This is a genomic window from Rickettsia sp. 109562A South Dakota (assembly GCF_055791265.1).
Genome location: NZ_CM147703.1, coordinates 1 through 20,000 on the forward strand (window position 1 = coordinate 1; position 20,000 = coordinate 20,000).

Here is a 20,000-nt window from a genome sequence, read left to right on the forward strand (position 1 = left end):
GTGAGTACTAATCAAATAATTTTAACGGATCAAGGGGATAATTATGTAAATATCTGGAGTCATGTAGCTCAAGATCTTTACAATCATTACGGTGAAACCCTATATAATAGCTGGTTTAGTAAAGTCAATTTTATAGAATCTTCATTAAATACCGTTATTCTTTGTGCCCCTACTAACTTTGTTAGAGATTGGATAAAATCCAAGTACTCTATGGTCATATTGCAACTATTTCAACATTATAACAATACCATTAAGTCGGTTGAAATAATTACTAAAGAGTTACCTGGAACAACCCAAACAGTTATAGAATTACCTACTAAGACTTTTGCCGATATCGGCAGCAGTGAGCTTAATTCGAAAAATATCTTTTCAACTCTTGACGTACGTTTTACTTTCGATAATTTTGTGGTTGGAGCACCAAATGAGCTAGCTTATGCTGCTGCAAGAGCGGTCGCAGAATCAACGGGTGCCGTTTCTGAATCTAATCCGCTTTTTCTATATGGCGGCGTAGGGCTTGGCAAAACGCATTTAATGCATGCAATCGGTTGGTATATAAAGCAGAATAACCCAAACCGCAAAGTGATATATATGTCGGCAGAGAAATTTATGTATCAGTTTGTTAAAGCTCTGCGTAACAAAGAAGTAATCTCGTTTAAAGAGAAATTTCGTTCGGTTGATGTGTTAATGATTGATGATATTCAATTTATTTGCGGCAAAGATAGTACTCAAGAAGAGTTTTTCCATACTTTTAATACGCTGATTGATAATAACCGTCAAATGGTTATTTCTTGTGATAGGTCGCCTTCAGATTTAGATAATATTGAAGATCGGATAAAATCCCGCCTTGGATGGGGCTTAGTTGCCGACGTTCATAGTACCACTTATGAGCTGCGTTTAGGTATTCTAGAATCTAAGATTGAGCTAATGAATGTTAAAATACCAAAAAACGTAATTGATTTTTTAGCATCTAAAATCGTTTCAAACGTTAGAGAACTTGAAGGGGCTTTAAATAAGGTGATTGCTCATTCTAATTTTACTTTAAAAGAAATTACACTCGAAAATACACAAAATATTTTAAGAGATTTATTACGTTCTAATGAAAGAATAATTACCGTTGAAGATATTCAGAAAAAAGTAGCTAGTCGTTATAATATTAAATTATCCGATATGTCTTCGTCGCGGAGATTACGAGAAGTTGCAAGACCGCGTCAAATAGCTATGTATCTTAGTAAAGCATTAACGCCGAAAAGCCTTGCTGATATCGGTAAAAAATTCGGTAAAAAAGACCATACGACGGTTATGCATGCTATTAAAAAAGTAGAAGAATTACTGGAAAATGATATAGAACTTCGTGAAGAGATTAATTTACTGATGAAAATATTACAGAATTAATAAAATCTAGTTGTCATTCAGCGACGTATTAATGTCATTCCTGCGAAAGCAGGAATCCAGAGAAAATAACCTTAATATTGATACAAAAATTATATATGTTTTACTGGATTCCCGCTTCCGCGGGAATGACATAGGTTATACCAAATGCCTTCAAAAAACTATTTAGCAAAAGAACTCTTTTCAAGATTATCCGGAAAATACCGGATTAAAAGAATTATAGATAATCATGGTTACGGTGATGGGGTAGCGTATTTTCTACCTGAAAGTTTAAATGAATTAATATATAAAGAGGAGTTGAAAATTCATTATAACGACTACGATCATCAAATCCCCGCTAATAAAGAATATAGATATGTTTTTAAGAATAGTAATATTACAAAATATTTTATTGCTCCTGAAAATAGCGTATTTTATCGTTTAGATTTTATAGATAATGCAAAAGCTATAGGTAGCCATTTATGCGACAAAGATCAATATGATGCTACCTATATATTTTTAAATCCTGATTCTTTTACTCTTAGCTACCAAGTTCTAGGACCTCAAAAAGACCATAATATTAATACTGTTTTTAATCGTATATAATATTAGTATCTTCTCCCATTAGTTAAAATATTCTTTTATACTATCGTCTATATCAGTTGTTTCCAAAGTTTGATTACTATCATCATCATTTTCATTATATATATCTCTTTTTTTAGAAAGGGAAAGTTTTAATCTCTTTCTAGACGAGGTAGGAGAAGTAGTTTGGTTAAATTTTGCGGTAAGATACATCCTTGGTATATTCAGGGACATCAATGTCATACCATTCTTTTATTTTAGCACATAAAATTTGTAGAATTTCGGGTAGGATTTTTTTTATCTCTTTCTTGAGAACTGCTTGTTTTTGAGCTGAAAATCCTTCAATCCTTTTTAAGCTTTCAGTAAATTCCAAGTAGATTATTTCAACTAAATCCTTTAACTCTTGAGAAAAATCATTTTCAAGAAACTGAGTTTTTATAAGCTTTAAATTGCGTTTATTATTTACTTTAAACATTAAAGCAGTTAAATTTTGATCTAATGAATTTAGTAAATTTGTAGGACAATCTTCTAATTTGTTAGCTTGTTCTAAAAAATGTTTGATGTCATTAATTTTTATATTATCAATAAATTACCGTTTTGTACATTTGTAGTATCATAATCTAGAGAATAAGAATTTGGTAACACATATTTATAGTTTTTAATTATGCCTCTTATTTGAGCAACGGCATGCTCTGCAGACATAGGAAAAAGCTCCTTATCTGATAAAAATATTCCATCTTTGCTAATAAGTTCTAAAAACATAGGAGCCGTAAATAAGGTCGCATTATTTCTATGTATTTCAACTATAAATAATAAATGTGTTAACTTTTCTGCAAAGTGATTCAGTTTTCGCGGTACCTCTTCTATATTTTGTGTAGATTCTTCAGCATGTATAACTTCAAATATACGTTTTATAATAGCATGCTTATATATTTCGGTACTTGGTTATTAAATTCAGATAAGATTTTGTCATATGTTCCAAAACTATGTATATCTGTTTGTACATTACCGGTTTTATAATGTACTATATGATTAGTCGTAAATGTCTCTTCTTTAGTATTTGAGATCTTACAAATAGTAGATAAATCATTGGTTGTTTCTTCTAAAATCCGGTGCTTTAGTTGATTTATATTATTCCTGCTAATTATTTTAGTAAATGCTAAAAATTCTTGAGAATTATTTATGGTAAAATTTAATGGGTTCTTACTTATGCTTTTTAAGTTGATATTACTGTTTTGTAATTCTTTTAATAATAATTTCTGGACATGATTAGCAGTAACATTTTTTTTAAAAGTAAATATCTTAGGAATAGACCAATTTGGATTAAATACAAAATGCAATAGCTTTCTATAATCAGTATCATTTATATTTTCTTTGTTATCATCTTTAAATAATCTATCAAAATGCTTATTAAAAACGTTTTTTATGATACTGAAATTTTTTTTGTAATAATCATCATCTAAGATAAATATTTCAGATTTAATTTTTTTATAAGTATCTCTAATAGTAGAATATTTAAAAAATCTATCAGCTAAATTATGTAATATTAAACCTAGTTTAAGTTTAAAATCTTCAGAGTTATATATATAATTAACGTCTAGTATATTGTTTAATAAAAAATTAAGGTGTTGAGGTAAAGTATAATTTTCTTTTAACTCTTCATCAGAAGAGCTATCCAAGGTCTCGTATTTTATTTATTTAGTAGGATTAATTTTAAATTATTCAGGAAAAAATATTCCTATGAGGGGAGTTAAAGTATCTAGTGTTTCCGTAAGAGTACTGAAGTCATCTCTATATGATAAATTATTTATAGTACTTAATTCTTTAATATTTAAAGTTTCTCCAGTATTCCCCTCGAAGCAATCTATAAATGCTAAGGCTTTCATAATCTCCTTATCTTTAACAAATTTAAGTAATTGTTCTTTTCCATAAGTTATCGTATCTTTAACCTCAGCTAAATCTTTCTTTACTAAGGGCATCATCGTATTTATTTCTCGAGCTAATAACTTAGGATCTATATTACTGGGATTAACAACTAACATATCTCATACCATTATAGTTATAATATTAGCTATATACTAAAATATTAATCAAGTGTCTTTTACTAATAATTACAATTTTATTTCACAAGTTAAATCTTAATTAAGATTTCTAGATGGTTTTATTGACAATAATTAACTTTTATTATATATTGCCGCACAATCTAAATCTTTACGGTATTGTGATGGCAGAAAAAATTGCTAATGTAAAAACTAATAGAGTACTTGCACTTTCCGGCGGTGGAATTAAAGGTATATCCGAGTTAATGGTGCTTATAGCAATCGAGGAAAAAACAGGAAAATCTATTTCTGAGCTATTTCCTATTATTTCCGGTACTAGTGTCGGCGGTCTTATAGCTGCCTTATTAACAATTCCAAAAGAACCAGGTTCAAAAGAAGCAAAATATAGTGCTAGAGAGGCATTGGAGATATTTAAAACAAGTGCAAACGATATATTTCCTGATAGCTTTTTAGGTTCGGTTAAACAAATATTTACTCACAAATATAGTCAAAAACCTTTAAAAGAATTATTAGAAAAATATTTAGGCGATAATAGAATGGATAATACTACTTCTCGCCTTGTTATTCCGGTAAATGCTTTGACTACTAACGGTGGAGAATTAGAAATTTTTGATAGTTTTCACGGTTATAGTCCTCATGTTAGAGTAAAAGATGTATTACTTGCAACAACAGCGGCACCTACTTATTTTAAACCTATTATGGATAAAGCGGCCATACAGGGATATAATTATGCTTCGGGCACTCCTTATGCATATGCAGATGGGGGACTCGATGCTAACAGACCGGCAAACGAAGTTTTAAAGTTGCTTAAAAAAGGTTATATACATAAAGAGCAAAATCATATACGCGAAGAGAAAAACCTCACACGTGAAGAGCAAAAAGAGATATTAGACAATACTATGGTTTGTGCACTCAATTTCAGTAATGACATCGAACCTACGAGTTCCATACCTAAAATCGGCTTTGACGGAGTAATAGGTTGGCTTGTGAAAGGAAAATTAGTAAGCAGGCTTATGAACAATATGGAAAATTCTTCCACTATTGAGGTTAAAAATGATTTATCCGGAGAAGATGAGTTTTTTGAAATAGGATTACCTATTACGAAAGAAACTGAAAGCTTAGATGATGCAAGTCCTAAAAATATTGAAAGATTAGAAGAAATAGGACATAAATATGTGCAGGAGAATAACGAATTAATTCAAAAATTATGTGATAACTTACTTGATAATTTAAATAAAGAACAAGCGGCTAATCAAACTGTAGATTTGATAGATGAAGGTTTTGAAGAAGAAGAGAATATAGAAAACAATAAAGAGGCAATTAATAAACCGATAGCTCAAGCTCTAGAGTCTGACGATGAAGGCTTTGAAGAAGATACAGAATATGAAAAAGAAGAATTATTAACCGGTATTACGAAATTTTTAAATGCATTTAGTGAACAGAATCCGACATTAAAAAACGATATAGATAACTTTTTACAGAAAGCAGAAAATTATACATTAAAAGAAATTAAAGGATGTATTGTCAGTTTTGAACAAGCTAGTTTAAAATGGCAAGCCGAGCAAAATAACCTTGATGTATTCAGTAGCTGTAGTATGGAAGCCTTAAAGGAAGAAATTGACCTTGAAGGGATAGACGATGAGGTCTCAAATCATGAGATTTTGGCATAAAGAATGAGTAAATATGAACTCAGAAAGCAGCCTTGAAAGAGAGAAACGTGCAATAAAAGATGAAGAATTAATAAATAATCAGCTAGAAGCCCATAAAAACAACTAAGAAAAGATTTTAAAAAAGAACCTCAAAAAAACTATAGAAAGTATTAGAGTGAGTACGGCATTTTCTATGGATGCTCCAAACTATATATACAAAGGCACGAAAGGAGTTGCTCATTTTTTTCAAAATTTACGCGAAACAACAAACACAGATTTAGATTTTGTTGGAAATTACCTTGCTGATAATGCAGATGTATTAAAACTATTTACTCAAGTAAACTTAGAAATATCTACTAGAATAATAAATAAAGAGCGTAAACAAGAAGACAAATTAGATAAGAAACCTTTATTGACACGATACCTAGATAATTATTTAAAGACTTTTAATTTTCCGCACGATGTTGAAAAAATAACTAAATTAGTTGAAGCTTTTAGTAATAATTATTACAAATACCAAAATCCTAAAGGTAAGAAACAAACTTTAGAAGAAATTTATCAAAAAACGTTTGACGTAATATCAGAAAATAAGTCTTTGCAGGTAGCAGATGCCGTAATTGGTTATGAGATAGTCGATAAGACATTAACAGATAAAGCACTAAGTGACGTAAGTTTACTAAATGAAGTTACTTCCGAAAAGTTTTCTAAGGATGATACACTAGAAGCTTCTAATCAGAACGGAAACAAAGTTAGAATTCAATTTAATAAACCAAATTTTGCCTCACGATTATTGGGCAAAGCAACTACAGTAAAAATACAGTCGGTATGTGAAGAAGGAGTCCCACCGACCACAGAACACTTAAAATTTGTAGAACAAATAGCCGATAGTTTTAAATTACCCAAAAATCCTATTAAAAAAGACTATAAAGATGCAGAAAAATTGATAAAGCAGGCTTATGAAAAAGCTCAAGCTAATTCCTTTTCTCTATCTCCAAAGGAACCGGAAGTAGTAAACGATGCTTGTTTCGTCCCTCTCTCTTCTAATAAGGTGCAGGAGGAAGTTAAAGAAAGTATAATTGAGCTTGTCAGAACAGAGATTTTAAAACAACAAAGAGACATATTGCAACAATATTTAGCAGAACATTTTCCGGATAGGCTTAATGAATTTGATAATGATAAAAAATTACAAGTATTTTTAGAAAATCCTGCTAATAAAGCTTTAATAGAATAAGCTACGCAAACAACAAAAGCAGATTTAGAAAAGATCGAGATATCGGGCTATAAAAAGATTCATGAAAAATGTAGAGACCGGTTACAACCATTAAAATGGGAGGGTTCAGAGAATATTAAAGAAAATATTATTAGAAATGATACCGGTGAAGAAATTTGTACATTAACTGAAATAACCCATAAAATACAGCCTTTTACCGTAACTAAGCAAGATGGGACTGAAGCCACGGTTAATTCTTATAGAACTATTGATTTTCCTATAAAGCCTGATAAAGCTGTAGGTTCAATGGATTTATCTATTGTTGCATTGGATGAGAACGGCAATAAACCAGCGGCTAGTAAAGCTGTATATTTTACTGCTCACTATGAAGAAGGATCTGACGGTAAACCTTTACTTAAAGAAATAAGCTCGCCTATACCTCTAAAGTTTACAAGTGAGAGTAAAGATGCGTTATGTTATGTAGAGCATGACGGTAAAATCTATACACTACCTCTAACTCGCAGTAAGTATGAAGAGATGAAGATTGAGGTTACAAAAAATAACAATCGCTATGTTAATTTTTCTAAAGAAGAAGAGAGATCGAGTGATAAGGTAGTAACGCATGCAACTCGAATACAAGAAAGTTTGACAAAAAATTCACAGGTTAATACTACTACCCCAGTGCCTCCTACCCCTATGCCGAGAGGTAATAAAAAAGGTGTGAGTGCAATAAGATAGTCTGACTAAGAGTTATATATAACTTTTCTATATTGCTTTTTTCTTATATAAACGCCAAATATAGTAAAATGCAGCAGCAGAGCTAATACTTAAAGCTACGCATAATAAAGCAAAATTGCTTATTGTTTCGGCATGTATTTGAGACACTATATAGGTTATAACTGCAATTAGTACATAATATATTGCACCGAATATTGAGCCGGCAGTACCTGTTACTTTAGCATAATCCTCCAGTGCATAACGAAGCGTCATAGGAATAAGTAAATTATGCCCTAGCATATGAATCATCATAGGCACAAATATCATAATAATTGTAAGACTGAAAAATACAAAAACATAATGCCAGCTTGAATATTCTATAATATAGCCACCTATAGATGAACCTAAAGAAGGAATAAATAAAAGCCACGGGGATAAGCTAGCATAAACATATGATAATTCCGAACCTTGATAGGAGTCTCTAGCCATAGCCTGACCGATAACCGACCCCACACTTACACCGAAAGCTTGAGTAAAACGAGCTATCATCAACATTTCTATATTAACTGCAAAAATGCTAATAATTGAAGATATAAATAAATAAAAAGTCCTAATAAAACTATAGGTCTTCTGCCGTAAATATCCGATAATCTCCCAAGTGATAATATACCAAGAGCAAATTCTAAAAATATAATGTAGAGGTAATTTGAGTGTACCATCGTCAATGCCGAAATATTTGGTTAAACTCGGCAATCCTGAAGTGTAAATTGTTTCTGTAGTCGGGGATAAAATAAATAAGCATAGAAGCATCCATGCCGGAATTTTCGCAATAATTTTTATAAATGATTTTTTTATTTCGGTTCATCGAGTTTTATCGAGTTTTATCGATTAATTCGCTCCAAACAAATTTTCTCGGTTATCATTTTTAATTTTTCTACTCTCTCAATCAGGTAAAGTAACTGCTCTTTACTAATTTTATAATTTTTTATCATATCTTGCCTTAACATACGCCTCTTCAAGTAATTTAAAGCATTCTTCTTGCTCAGGAGACGATTGCGGAAATACTTTCAGTAGTTCAGTGTTATAATTTGCACAATATCCACCTAGCTTTCTTATATCGTGTAGTTTTGGTTTGTAACGAGAGAAAACTAATAAAATTGCACTATAAAAACTTTCGGTGGCCTGATGGAGCAAAAAAGCCGCTATAGCATACTCATTTATTTCTATGTATGTATGCGTACCAACAAGAAAGCCTTTACCTCTACGAAACCACTGCCCATAATCTTCTTTCGCAAGCTCTCTTACTTCCTCCCAAGGTAAATCTTTAGCTTCCGCACGTTGAAATTCACCGCTATCATATAAAAGAATACCTTCCTTCTTAATATCGGTATAAAAATAACGCCCTTTTTCAAGCTTGTCATTTACCTCACTTATAGATTCGCATATTATAGATATCCAAGGTTCTAGCGAAAAAACCTTGGCTTTTCTTAAGCCTGTTTGTTCTAACCTTTTTTCTATCTTAGATTCTACCCTTAAAGTAGCATGTCCTTAAATTTACCTTTTTTTAATACTACTAAAAAGTCAAAATCACTTATATAACTATAAGTAATATGATCTTCCGTATACATATCTTTAACCCAATCACCTTAGCATACGAGCCATACAAGATAATCATGGCAATTTTATCCTTAGCAACAGTCAAAATTTGCTGCACTATATAATCAAGCCTATCTTGAACTTCAAGCGACCGTTTTGGTAAAATTGTTTTCATAGTTGATTATTATTTAAACGTTAAACCTAAAATGTACTATATCCCCATCTTGCATTTTATATTCTTTACCCTCTAAACGCATTTTTCCTACTTCCTTGGCTTTTGCTTCACTACCAAGACTTATGTAATCTTCATAGCCGATAACTTCTGCTCTAATAAAACCTTTTTCAAAATCGGTATGAATAATACCGGCAGCGGCAGGTGCAAGCGTGCCGTCTTTAAAAGTCCAACTATGGGCTTCTTTAGGACCTATGGTAAAAAAGCTCTTTAAGTTTAATAAATTATATCCTTCTTTAATTACTTTACTAAGCCCTGTTTCGTCTAAGCCGATATCTTTTAAAAACTCTTCTTTTTCTTCCATACTTTCAAGTAAAGCAATATCGGCTTCTATTTTTGAAGAAATTACAACGCTTTTAGCATTTTCTTTCTTTGCTCTTTCCGCTACTAATTTTGTAAATTCATTGCCGCCTGCGGCATCTTGTTCAAGAACGTTACATACATATAAAACGGGCTTAGAAGTAATTAACTGCAATTGCTTTAAATTACCAACTCCTAAAGTTTCATTTAACACTCTTGCAGGTTTACCGTCTGCCAACAATTTATAAACCTCTTTTAATAGTTCTATCTGCTCCGCCATTGTTTTATCGCCTGACTTTAAGCGTTTTTCACTTGTAGCTAAACGCTTCTCGACCGATTCTATATCGGCAAGTATTAATTCCGTTTCAATAATCTCTAGGTCATGAAGTGGATCGACTTTATTATGTACATGCGTTATATCTTCATCTTCAAAGCAACGCAGTACGTGCAGTATTGCATCGACTTCCCTGATATGAGATAAGAACTTATTACCTAGTCCCTCCCCTTTACTTGCTCCTTTAACAAGCCCTGCAATATCAACAAACTCAATATAAGACGGAATAATTTTTCCGCTTCCAGCTAAACTTGCTAGTTTATGCAAACGCTCATCCGGTACTGAAACTTTACTACTATTAGGCTCAATAGTACAAAACGGGTAATTAGCGACATCCGCAGCCTGACTTGCCGTTAAAGCATTAAATAACGTTGACTTACCGACATTCGGCAACCCCACAATTCCTAATTTTAGTGTCATAAATCTTTCCGTAAATAATACATTATAGAATCTTTATCGTAATCGTGCATAACAAATTCAATTTTATAACCTAGCTTCTCATAAAACGGTTTTGCTTGAAAATCCATAGTAACAAGATGAATAAAATTACAGCCTCGTTCACGTGCTAAATCCTCAGCCTTTTGAATTAGTACAGTACCATAATTTTGGTTTCTTATATTTTCATTAACAAAGAGTGAATCAATATAAAATCCACCCCAAGAACTCATACCACTAATTCCTGCAACAAAATTTTTATCCTGATCGAAACAGGAAAATGAAAAAGATTCAATATCTCCTACTCACCCTTTTTTTCTCTAGCATCTTTATTTAAATCCTCAATAATTATAGATTTATGAGTTTTATCCATTTCATCGGCATAAACAATTTCAAAGTCTTGCTTCATAAATCTTTCTTTTAATTAAAATTTTGTTGCATGGATCATAAAAGCACCCTCGGTGTCATGCCGTGGCTTGACCACGGCATCCAAAAATACAGCTTAGAATACTAATAATTTAGTATTTTTACTGGATCCCGCGATCAAGTCGCGGGATGACAACAAAAAACTGACCCACACAACAACGCCTTCGCCGGAATGACATTACACATTATCCAATCTGATTCTTAAATTCTTCTAATTTATTTTCTAATATTAAATCAAAGTTATTAGTAATTTTATCTATAGCTTGAATTGCTATTTCATATTCCGATTTAGGGAAATTATTAAGTACGTAATCTGCTACATCCTGATTATTTTGAGGTCTACCGACTCCAATTCTAATACGGTTATAGTTATTGCCTATAACCCCGTCAATTGATTTTAAACCGTTATGCCCACCGTTACCGCCACCGGTTTTAAACTTTATTCTACCTGTGTCTAAATCAATATCATCATGAATAACAAAAATTTTTTCGGGGCGAATATTATAATATGTTTTCACCGATATCACTGATTTACCGGATAAATTCATGTAAGTAGTAGGTTTTATAAAAATTAGCTTTTGCTTTTCTATGCTACTTTCAGCAATTTCGCAATTGAATTTTTTCTTTGTACTAAATGATAAATTATATTGGTTTGCTATTTTCTCTATAGCAATAAAACCGATATTATGCCTCGTATATTGATACTCTTTTCCTGGATTACCAAGACCAATAACAAGAATCATAATAATTTACCTAAAATAAATGTAATGGAAAATTTTTGAAGAAATGTTGATTTGGAAGAAGTGTAAAACAATGTCATTCCCGCGAAAATAGAATTCAGAAACAGATGTCACCCCGTGATCAAGTCACGGGGTCTAAAAATTTTTAGTATTTTTACTGGATACCGTGGTCAAACCACGAGTAGACAGCCAAAGCTGTATAACTACTTCCCTGCTTCAGCGGCTTGTTGTTCCCCCTTCAGCTTCAGTTTTTGCTCCTCTACGTCCTATAATAGTTGCAAGGACAAATTCTTTTTTTGTAGCAAAACTACATCCTTTCGGTAATTCTATTTTTGAAGACTTTAGCGAAGTAGCAATAGGCATATTAGTAACGTCGATAGTTACGTTTCTTGGGATATTATTAACATCACATAACAGCGTAACTCTTCTTTTTACTATATTAAAGTATCCACCTCTTTTAACGCCTAAAGCTCTTTCTTTCCCTTCATATACTACAGGTACTTCCATTTTTTGGGTTTTTTCTTCTAAAAAGACAAAATCAACATGGCGTACTATATCCGTAACAGGATGTAACTCCACGGCTTTCGGTAATACTTTATATTGTTTCTTATCAATTGTTAAATTAATTAACTGAGAGCTAAAAGCCGGCTTTCTATAATATTTAGTTATTTCCTTTTCTTCTAAAGAAATACTAACAGGTGTTTTACCCGCTCCGTAAATAATAGCCGGAACACGTCCTGCTCTTCTTAACGCTCTTGCTGCTCCCGTACCGAATTCTGTGCGGGATTTCGCTTCAAGTTCTAATATTTCACTCATTTCTCTAAATACTCTAGCTTAAAAATAGATTATAATAGTTGTAAGTAATAAAAAATTCAAGACATATTTGCAATATACTTTACTCAATCCCTAAAAATTTGTGAGTTTGCAAAGATAACCTCGCCCCGCTTTCTAGTGCTAATTTTACTGCTAACTCATTATTTTCGTCATTAAGATTTGGATCGTTTTGATCCATAGGTTGCACAAAAACCGGTATATTATAAGCTGTTTGCCCTACTTCCGGTATGAAACTATATTCTAAAATATTTTTAGCAACGATAAATTTCACTGCACTAATTTGAGGCAATAAATCTTCTCTTATTTTACTATAACCGGTTTTACGTGCTTTCGGCGAACAAATTATAGACACTTCATGTGGCAAAGAGCGATATAACGTACCGTTAGTCTCTATTTGGACTTTAAAATCCCGGTCTAGTAACTTCTGACATAATAATTCTATAGGTTGACGCATCGGCTCACCACCGGTTATTACTACTAAATTAATCGATTTTTCATTTTTAGAATTTAATGCCAAACTTTCTACTTTATTCAAAATCTCGGTTATATCTACTAAATCAAAATCTTCAAACTCCGTATCACAAAAATTACAAGCAAGATTACAGCCCCCAAGCCTTACAAATATAGCAGGACTACCTACAAAAATTCCCTCACCTTGTATAGTCTTAAAAATAGACTTTACCTCTAGCTTAGTACCGTCATCGTTTAATATACTTCTTTTAGGATTTTGTCCGAACATTTTGAAATTTGCTTTTAATTAGGCTCTGTGTACTTTTGATTAATAATTGTCATCCTAGCTAACTTGATCGCGGGATCCAGTCTTTATTAATTTTTTTCTGGATACCGCAGGTACAAGCCACGGTATGATATTTTTTCTATAATTTGCAGCTAAAAAGAACTAAAATACATTATAATACATTTTTATAAAAAAATCTTGCAATCACTAATAAAAAAAACTATTATCTAGTTTTCATCGGTAACGTGGCTTTGGTATGCCTAAATATTACCGGCAAATCTAGAAATACCAATTTATAAGGAATATTATGCCTAAATTAAAAACAAAATCTGCCGTAAAAAAACGTTTTAAACTTACTGCTAGCGGCAAGGTTATCGCATCTCAAGCAGGGAAAAAACATTTTATGCGTCGTCGCACTAAAGCTCAAATTCGTAACCTTCGCGGGACTACAATCCTTTGCGATCAAGACGGATATAATATTAAAAAATATTTTCTACCGTACGGTACCAATTAATTAATTAATTAGGAGCTAAAGCAATGACACGTGCAAAATCAGGAAAAATTTCCAAAAATCGACATAAAAAAATTCTCAAATTAGCCAAAGGCTATAGAGGTAGAGCTAATAGCTGTTTTAGAGTAGCTATTGGAAAAGTAGAAAAGGCTCTCCGATATGCTTATAGAGATCGCAGAAACCGTAAACGTGATTTTAGAGGCTTATGGATTCAAAGAATAAATGCAGCAGTAAGAGAGCATGGGCTTGTTTACTCTCAGTTTATGGGAGCTCTTAAAAAAGCAGAAATTGATATAGATCGTAAAGTACTTGCAGAACTTGCCGTAAATAACAGTGACGGATTCGCAAGTATCGTAGAAAAAGCAAAAGCACATATTTCAGGTCACGTCATTGCGAGGAAAAACTGTAAGTTTTGACGAAGCAATCCAGTAATAATTATATGTATAATTGATAAAATCTCTATATATTTTATTATAAATAATTAATTTTTATTTTCGTTCGGTATAAATATTATGAAACGTACATTTCAACCTAGCAATTTAGTTAGAAAAAGAAGACATGGTTTTAGAACTAGAATGGCTACTCCATCCGGAAGAACAATCTTAAGAAGACGCCGTGCTAAAGGTAGACATAAATTATCTGCTTAAAATAATCTGACTTATCAAATTGTCTATTACCTCTTTAAAAAATCAAAAAGAATTTGAGCTTATAAATAAGCTTGGAAAGAAGTTCCATGAGAGGTATTTTATTTTGGTAATAGCAAAAAATCTTCCAAAGATCTTCCTTGAATCAAAATATAACGTCTTTTTAGGAATCAAAGTTAGCAAAAAGTTAAATAAAAAGGCCGTAGTTCGCAATAAAATTAAAAGGCGTATAAGACATCTAATTAGAATTATCGTTAGTGATTCTAAGCTTAAGGCTATAAAGCTTGCCATGATTATTATTCCAAGAAAAGGATTTGAAGAGATAAACTGCTCACACTTGAATTATGAATTAAGTAAAATAATCTTAAAAAATATTTAAAATATTATATAGCTCACTTATAAGCATTGTTGCAGAATCCAGTCTTTGTTTTATTTTTTATTACTTACACCGATTCTTCTGACAGCTCTCCTAATGCCGGTACTTCTTCTACTACAGTAAGTATTGTATCTATAGTAGTTTCTTCAGACGTAATAGTATTTATAGTAGAATTATAATATTTTTTTACTAATTCAATAACTTCCAAATCATGCGTCTCTTCTGCCGTATAAATATTATAGCTATTTACCTCTATAGTAGGATGCTTAAGTACAATATCTAGAATTTCTAGATTGCCTTTTTCTATCGCTGTATTAAGAGTATTGCACTTTACATTAGTATTATCATAATTAAGTAAATAAATTAATAATTCAAAATTCCCTTTCGCTATAGCTTGATCTATACTAAAGTCAGTATTTAATCCTTTCTGATTTAACATAGTCTCGATCTTGCTTAGAGAAGATTTATTGAAATTAGATGTTTCTAAGGCTATAACTTCACTAAATACTCTGATTAACCCAGCTTGCGTTAGTTCTTTCGGCTCTATTTCTATATTTAAGTTAAATATTTCAGGATATGATTCATGATATTTTGAATGAATATTTTTATCAAATTTTACAAAAGCTTCATATTCTTTATGTAGAAAAGCCGGTAACTCCTCGATGCTTTTCATGTTTTTAATTTTATTAGCACTTAAAGAAAAATTATAAATTTGATCGTCTAATTTATAGCTTATACTAAAATCTGATACTGCTAATAAATGAAAATTATCTCTTATATATTCCGATCAGTGAAGAGTCATGTTTTATTCTAGCATCGTAATTATTTTGAGCTAATAGTGTAATATTTACATCACTGGCTTTATTATAAGTGCATAACACAATATTGCCCTGTATATAATTTAAATGATGTTGAGCGGTCCCTGAATGACAAGAGTATATATGAACAATATTATATTGATCTGCAGGGATGCTATTTTGTATTTTATTAAGCAGCGTAATATCTAAAATGCTAGTTTCACTTTCATCTTCAGCAGAAAAGTTATCTAGGGATAAGAAAGAAGAGTCTGTCTTAAAATATGATTTAATTTTTCCCCATAAACCTAAATTAGTAGGTTTATAGAAAAACTCTGATCCATGTGCATTTATAAAATATTCATGACCTGTATCTGAAGGTAATTCAGCTAAGGTTTTTATTTCCTTGATATCAGGATTTTCATTTTTTATACTTACATTCGGACCTTGAAGCAATATCTTTTGCATATTTATATCCTTATACAATTAATTTAATTTCCATAAAATATGGAAATTACCGCATAATATGGTAATCTTTAAAAAGAGTCAAGGAAAAGTTGATATCTCTATTAATAACTGCTAGGTTTTTAAAAAAGAAAAATTATATAAAACTATATATTATCAACAAAAATTTATAATTACTTCTTTTTCTTAAAATATTTATAGATAATAGCATTAAAAATAAGGCTATAAAGTAACCGGCGAGAAAGGATAAGGTTAAAAAAAATCTTATCCTTAGTTGAGGATAAAAACAGAGTTTAGAAAGAACTTGCAATATTGTTTAATTACTCTCTGTATCAGTATTTCCCAATATTGTTGTATCTGAATTACTATCTGTATTTTCTCCCGTAAAATTTAAATTGAGTGCAATAGTGTTATTTAAAGGAATTTCAGAAGTTATTCCTTTATAATTTATATTTTCTATTATACCTTTTGAAACAATGTTTGACCCTAGAGTTAGCGTGCCCTCGCCAGAGATATTTAAAGTGCTTCCTGATCCTATAGTTAGTAGACCAGCGATATATTCAAAGACCTTCCTGCTTCTATAATTAAGGTAGCATCAGAAAACCATTTTATTAACTTCCAATTTTCAAAAAAGAATTTTTTATCATTTTCTTCTGTTAGTGTTCTATAGAATTTTATACGCTCATCATTTACCGTAAAATTATCGGCTAATTTTTTGAGAGTTTCTTCTAACCTACCTAATATTGCTAAATCAAAAAAATCATTACTGTTATGTAGTAGGTCATTATTAAGAGTAAGGATTGTACTATTTCCTGCTATTAACTCACATAACTTCTCTAACTCATTACCAACTACGTAATCAATATCTTTAAAACTAATTTGCTTTTGTTTAAGTAATTTTTGAATATTTTCATTAAGAAGATAAGTTGCTTTTGTATAGTTTATTGCTCCAAGTTTATTTATGCCTTTTTGCTTATCATCTTCATAATAATTACGGGCAATTTCAAATAATCTTCTTACTATAATTCTAGCTTCAATAATTCTATCTTCAGTTATACTATTTTCCATAGAATAACTACTAGCTAATATCTCTAACAAGGGATAGTTTGAAATAATAGATTCCATTTCTTCTGCACTTAACATTCCATCTTTAACTAATAAATGATCCTCTTTCCCGTCTATTAATGATTTATCTTTTAATTCTTGTACTTTTACTTTTGCACTTAATTGTTTATCACTATCTATACTTTCCTTAGCTTGTTTTTTCTTATAAGCATTTTCTATTTCTTTTTGCTTTAATTCGTTACTCTTACTCCAGTTATAAGCCTCTTTTTCTTCTTCATTTTCAGGTTGACCATTTTTAATACGCTCTATTTTTGTATCTATTTCTACAATTTTTTCTTTTATAAATTTAGAAGATTCTATATATAGATATATATATATTACTTTCAAAAATTCCTTATCTATATTTTTATTTCTATCTTTAATATATTTCCTAAATTCTGATTTTAATCTGAAAAACTCTTTCATAACTTCAGCATTCTCAATAGGCATCGATAGTTCAAGGTACTTTAAATTATTGTAAATATACTGAAAATTTTCTTTTTGCTTTTCATAGTCAAATAAAAATTCTGCTTTTATATACTCTTCAATAATATCAATAACACTTACTACAAAACTCGTCTTTTCTACTTCAAAATCTAATTCGCTCATATTCAAATCCTAATTATTATTAAATTGAAATTTAAGAAATTTTAACTTTTGGTAAAATAATAATTAATTGAGGTAGTGTCAATGTCATAAAATACAGTCATTGATTTTTATGCAAAATTCTATCGGACTATTCTCAATAAAAACTTACAACCACTTCCGTTTCTTAAAATATTTATAGGTAATAATTGTAGATAATAGCATTAAAAATAAGGCTATAGGGTAACCATACGGTGATTTAAGTTCAGGCATTACGGCAAAATTCATGCCGTAAATACTGGCTATTAAAGTGGGTGGTAGAAAGAATATAGTAACCAACGAGAAAATTTTAATAATATTATTTTGTTCAATTGCAATCATACCGAGTGCTGCGTCTAGATTTCTTGCTATCTCGCTAGATATAAACTGCGAAAAATTTATGATTGAATCTACGTCTCGGAGTAACGTATCTAATAGCTCCTTAGATGCTTTATTGTGAGTTATTTGTGGAGATTTTAAAATATATTGAATAGCCATAGTTAAAGAAAATAAACATTCACGGCTTTTAGATAGTAGATCGCCCTTGCGACCTATTTTCTTTAATACATTGGTCTGATCTATACGCAAATCATTTATATTATTATCAAGTATTAAACGTCCATAATCATCTATATCTATACTAATCGATTGCACAATATTCGACAACCTTGTTACCATATTACGAAGTAACATAAATAAAATATTTTCTGCATTATGTTTGTTATTAAGCTGCTTAGCAAATTTATTAATACAATCATTAAAGGGTATTAATTCAACATAACGAACTGTTATGAGATAATGCTTATGTAGAATGAGTACTATAGAATGTGTTTCAGGAAATTCTTGCTCTTTATTAACGAGTTCAGTAATAGTGAGATATAATGCTTCGTTTTCAACATATAACCTCTCGGAAATCTCAATTTGCGATATGTCCTTTAAAGTCGGTATTTCTATATTTAATGTATTTTTTACTATTACTTTTTCTTCATCGGTTATATTGAATAAATCAATCCATAATGTGGATTCATTAATAATATATTCTTCACTTTTTACTATAGAATTATTTTCCTTTAAATATGTAGTAATCATATAATCTCAAATATGTTTTTGTAGAGATTAACAAAATTCATCACTTAAAGCAAACTATAGCTGTCATTATTTTCTCCTATATGTTCTACTTTTGTTTTTGTTCAAAAACTTCATATTTTTTTATTAATTCCTCTGCTAATTCTTTAGTAATTTTATTATTTATCTTCTTATATATCTTTTTCACATCAAGGCTATTTTTATTAATCAAAGTAATAAGTCTATTAATAAAGAGATTTTGCCCTTCATTATTATCCAATAACCTAAGCGTTTGTTCTTCTAATTTACTTTCATCTATTATTTGATCAACTATTTTAGCTATACTTAACAATTCTGCAATTTTATCATAATGCTTTTTAAGATCAGCTTGTTTTACTCGCATTTCATTCTGAAGCAAAATTGCTGAAGTTATATTTTCGTTATTTTTAATATTTATATCCGCACCGTTTTCTAATAAAATTCTTATGACTGATGAATAACCTGAAGCAACTGAGTATAATCAAGCCGTATTACCTAAAGAATTTTGATGATTAATATTAATTCCATTTTTTATTAGAAAGGTAATAAGTTCAGTATCATTTTCAGAACTATCTAAAATTGCAAAATATAGAGCATTATTTCCTCCTTTTTTATCTACGGCATTAATGTCTGACTCAAGCAATGCAGCAATAATTCTTCCCAGCCTTCTTGATCTTTAAGTTTTTCTAATAATAATTTAATATTTATCATAGATATTAAATAAAAAAGTGATTTATAATTAAAAAAAACCCTAAGATGAATATGTAAAGTAAAAAGAACTAGATTCTGTAGTTAAAATTTGGTATTGCCAAGAAAGTTGATAACGAAGAGATAAGCAAGTATCAAGGTATATGGGACTATTAACAAAATTATTTTAATTGATAATTAGAGAGATTTTTTAGCGAAAATTAATAAGATTTTTCAAAAAAGTTATAATAATGAGTAATATACAGCATAATTCAGAAAGCAGAAGATTTGATGAATCTAAAGGTGAGCCTGCACAGCGTATAAAAATACGTAAGCACAGGCAAATCCTACAAAATTTGCTTGTATCAAGCTTTCTGAATTATGCTGTACTCAAATGATTTGGAGAATTGGAATGTAAAACAAGAGACGAGCACGCACAGCCACTTAATAGGTGAGCATGTGAGTTCCTCGA

The 20,000-nt window shown here is 30.6% G+C and carries 24 protein-coding genes and 4 pseudogenes; 10 read left to right on the forward strand and 18 right to left on the reverse strand.

Features of this window, described 5'->3' with window-relative positions:
* Both dnaA and ACIAS7_RS00010 read left to right on the forward strand, forming a co-directional pair.
* Window positions 1-1,392, forward strand: coding sequence for a chromosomal replication initiator protein DnaA (gene dnaA / locus ACIAS7_RS00005; RefSeq protein ID WP_473198802.1), 1,392 nt, complete (start codon window positions 1-3; stop codon window positions 1,390-1,392).
* Window positions 1,393-1,536: 144 nt separating this feature from the next.
* Complete coding sequence (locus ACIAS7_RS00010; RefSeq protein WP_473198803.1) at window positions 1,537-1,974, forward strand: DUF6314 family protein; 438 nt, start codon at window positions 1,537-1,539, stop codon at window positions 1,972-1,974.
* Window positions 1,975-1,992: 18 nt separating this feature from the next.
* On the opposite strand, the gene ACIAS7_RS00015 is transcribed toward ACIAS7_RS00010, so the two are convergent.
* The 5 genes from ACIAS7_RS00015 to ACIAS7_RS00035 form a co-directional block, all read right to left on the reverse strand.
* Entirely contained in the window at window positions 1,993-2,163 is a 171-nt protein-coding gene (locus ACIAS7_RS00015) for a hypothetical protein (protein ID WP_473198804.1), read from the reverse strand.
* Window positions 2,141-2,425 carry a hypothetical protein gene (locus ACIAS7_RS00020; protein ID WP_473198805.1) on the reverse strand — a complete coding sequence of 95 codons (285 nt, stop codon included), beginning with the start codon at window positions 2,423-2,425 and terminating at the stop codon, window positions 2,141-2,143. The genes ACIAS7_RS00015 and ACIAS7_RS00020 overlap by 23 nt, the downstream gene beginning before the upstream one ends.
* Window positions 2,426-2,523: 98 nt before the next feature.
* Entirely contained in the window at window positions 2,524-2,712 is a 189-nt protein-coding gene (locus tag ACIAS7_RS00025; RefSeq protein ID WP_473198806.1) for a hypothetical protein, read from the reverse strand.
* Between the two features lie 149 nt (window positions 2,713-2,861).
* Window positions 2,862-3,629 (reverse strand): hypothetical protein, encoded by a 768-nt coding sequence (locus ACIAS7_RS00030; protein WP_473198807.1) that lies wholly within the window; start codon window positions 3,627-3,629, stop codon window positions 2,862-2,864.
* 39 nt (window positions 3,630-3,668) lie between these two features.
* Complete coding sequence (locus ACIAS7_RS00035) at window positions 3,669-3,992, reverse strand: hypothetical protein (protein ID WP_473198808.1); 324 nt, start codon at window positions 3,990-3,992, stop codon at window positions 3,669-3,671.
* Window positions 3,993-4,174: 182 nt separating this feature from the next.
* Here ACIAS7_RS00035 and ACIAS7_RS00040 point away from each other — a divergent pair, with 182 nt between their 5' ends.
* The 3 genes and pseudogenes from ACIAS7_RS00040 to ACIAS7_RS00050 all read left to right on the forward strand — a co-directional run.
* On the forward strand, window positions 4,175-5,680 hold the full coding sequence (locus ACIAS7_RS00040; protein ID WP_473198809.1) for a patatin-like phospholipase family protein: 1,506 nt from the start codon (window positions 4,175-4,177) through the stop codon (window positions 5,678-5,680).
* Window positions 5,681-5,834: 154 nt separating this feature from the next.
* Entirely contained in the window at window positions 5,835-6,890 is a 1,056-nt protein-coding gene (locus ACIAS7_RS00045; RefSeq protein WP_473198810.1) for a Sec7 domain-containing protein, read from the forward strand.
* 21 nt (window positions 6,891-6,911) lie between these two features.
* Window positions 6,912-7,607, forward strand: a pseudogene (locus tag ACIAS7_RS00050) (Sca4 family protein); the annotation flags it as partial.
* Between the two features lie 27 nt (window positions 7,608-7,634).
* Here ACIAS7_RS00050 and ACIAS7_RS00055 read toward each other — a convergent pair.
* From ACIAS7_RS00055 to ACIAS7_RS00090, 8 genes and pseudogenes are all read right to left on the reverse strand, one after another.
* Entirely contained in the window at window positions 7,635-8,396 is a 762-nt protein-coding gene (locus tag ACIAS7_RS00055; protein WP_473198811.1) for an MFS transporter, read from the reverse strand.
* Window positions 8,397-8,561: 165 nt separating this feature from the next.
* A complete protein-coding gene (locus tag ACIAS7_RS00060; protein WP_473199453.1) occupies window positions 8,562-9,104 on the reverse strand; it encodes a HEPN domain-containing protein in 543 nt (180 codons plus the stop codon).
* Window positions 9,105-9,118: 14 nt separating this feature from the next.
* Window positions 9,119-9,288: pseudogene (locus ACIAS7_RS00065) on the reverse strand (nucleotidyltransferase domain-containing protein).
* An 82-nt stretch (window positions 9,289-9,370) separates the two neighbouring features.
* Window positions 9,371-10,468, reverse strand: a complete 1,098-nt coding sequence (gene ychF, locus ACIAS7_RS00070) for a redox-regulated ATPase YchF (protein WP_473198812.1) — start codon at window positions 10,466-10,468, stop codon at window positions 9,371-9,373.
* Complete coding sequence (locus ACIAS7_RS00075; protein WP_473198813.1) at window positions 10,465-10,716, reverse strand: GNAT family N-acetyltransferase; 252 nt, start codon at window positions 10,714-10,716, stop codon at window positions 10,465-10,467. Before ACIAS7_RS00075 ends, ychF begins: the two co-directional genes overlap by 4 nt.
* A gap of 378 nt (window positions 10,717-11,094) precedes the next feature.
* Window positions 11,095-11,652 (reverse strand): aminoacyl-tRNA hydrolase, encoded by a 558-nt coding sequence (gene pth / locus ACIAS7_RS00080; protein WP_473198814.1) that lies wholly within the window; start codon window positions 11,650-11,652, stop codon window positions 11,095-11,097.
* Window positions 11,653-11,852: 200 nt separating this feature from the next.
* A pseudogene (locus ACIAS7_RS00085) lies at window positions 11,853-12,465 on the reverse strand (50S ribosomal protein L25/general stress protein Ctc).
* A 79-nt stretch (window positions 12,466-12,544) separates the two neighbouring features.
* Complete coding sequence (locus tag ACIAS7_RS00090; RefSeq protein WP_473198815.1) at window positions 12,545-13,222, reverse strand: 7-carboxy-7-deazaguanine synthase QueE; 678 nt, start codon at window positions 13,220-13,222, stop codon at window positions 12,545-12,547.
* A 304-nt stretch (window positions 13,223-13,526) separates the two neighbouring features.
* On the opposite strand from ACIAS7_RS00090, the gene rpmI reads away from it, so the two are divergent.
* From rpmI to rnpA, 4 genes are all read left to right on the forward strand, one after another.
* A complete protein-coding gene (rpmI, locus tag ACIAS7_RS00095) occupies window positions 13,527-13,733 on the forward strand; it encodes a 50S ribosomal protein L35 (protein ID WP_016947700.1) in 207 nt (68 codons plus the stop codon).
* A 23-nt stretch (window positions 13,734-13,756) separates the two neighbouring features.
* Complete coding sequence (gene rplT / locus ACIAS7_RS00100; RefSeq protein ID WP_473198816.1) at window positions 13,757-14,146, forward strand: 50S ribosomal protein L20; 390 nt, start codon at window positions 13,757-13,759, stop codon at window positions 14,144-14,146.
* A 96-nt stretch (window positions 14,147-14,242) separates the two neighbouring features.
* Window positions 14,243-14,377 (forward strand): 50S ribosomal protein L34, encoded by a 135-nt coding sequence (rpmH, locus tag ACIAS7_RS00105; protein WP_010421915.1) that lies wholly within the window; start codon window positions 14,243-14,245, stop codon window positions 14,375-14,377.
* 19 nt (window positions 14,378-14,396) lie between these two features.
* Window positions 14,397-14,753, forward strand: a complete 357-nt coding sequence (gene rnpA, locus ACIAS7_RS00110) for a ribonuclease P protein component (protein WP_473198817.1) — start codon at window positions 14,397-14,399, stop codon at window positions 14,751-14,753.
* Window positions 14,754-15,005: 252 nt separating this feature from the next.
* Here the strand turns inward: rnpA and ACIAS7_RS00115 are convergent.
* The 5 genes and pseudogenes from ACIAS7_RS00115 to ACIAS7_RS00135 form a co-directional block, all read right to left on the reverse strand.
* Window positions 15,006-16,012: pseudogene (locus ACIAS7_RS00115) on the reverse strand (hypothetical protein); the annotation flags it as partial.
* A 537-nt stretch (window positions 16,013-16,549) separates the two neighbouring features.
* A complete protein-coding gene (locus tag ACIAS7_RS00120) occupies window positions 16,550-17,722 on the reverse strand; it encodes a hypothetical protein (RefSeq protein ID WP_473199457.1) in 1,173 nt (390 codons plus the stop codon).
* Between the two features lie 144 nt (window positions 17,723-17,866).
* Window positions 17,867-18,826 carry a magnesium transporter CorA family protein gene (locus tag ACIAS7_RS00125; RefSeq protein ID WP_473198818.1) on the reverse strand — a complete coding sequence of 320 codons (960 nt, stop codon included), beginning with the start codon at window positions 18,824-18,826 and terminating at the stop codon, window positions 17,867-17,869.
* An 85-nt stretch (window positions 18,827-18,911) separates the two neighbouring features.
* Complete coding sequence (locus tag ACIAS7_RS00130; RefSeq protein WP_473198819.1) at window positions 18,912-19,205, reverse strand: hypothetical protein; 294 nt, start codon at window positions 19,203-19,205, stop codon at window positions 18,912-18,914.
* A gap of 117 nt (window positions 19,206-19,322) precedes the next feature.
* Window positions 19,323-19,484, reverse strand: a complete 162-nt coding sequence (locus ACIAS7_RS00135) for an ankyrin repeat domain-containing protein (RefSeq protein WP_473198820.1) — start codon at window positions 19,482-19,484, stop codon at window positions 19,323-19,325.
* A 295-nt stretch (window positions 19,485-19,779) separates the two neighbouring features.
* On the opposite strand from ACIAS7_RS00135, the gene ACIAS7_RS00140 reads away from it, so the two are divergent.
* Window positions 19,780-19,926, forward strand: coding sequence for a palindromic element RPE3 domain-containing protein (locus tag ACIAS7_RS00140; RefSeq protein WP_473198821.1), 147 nt, complete (start codon window positions 19,780-19,782; stop codon window positions 19,924-19,926).
* Window positions 19,927-20,000 lie beyond the last annotated feature (74 nt).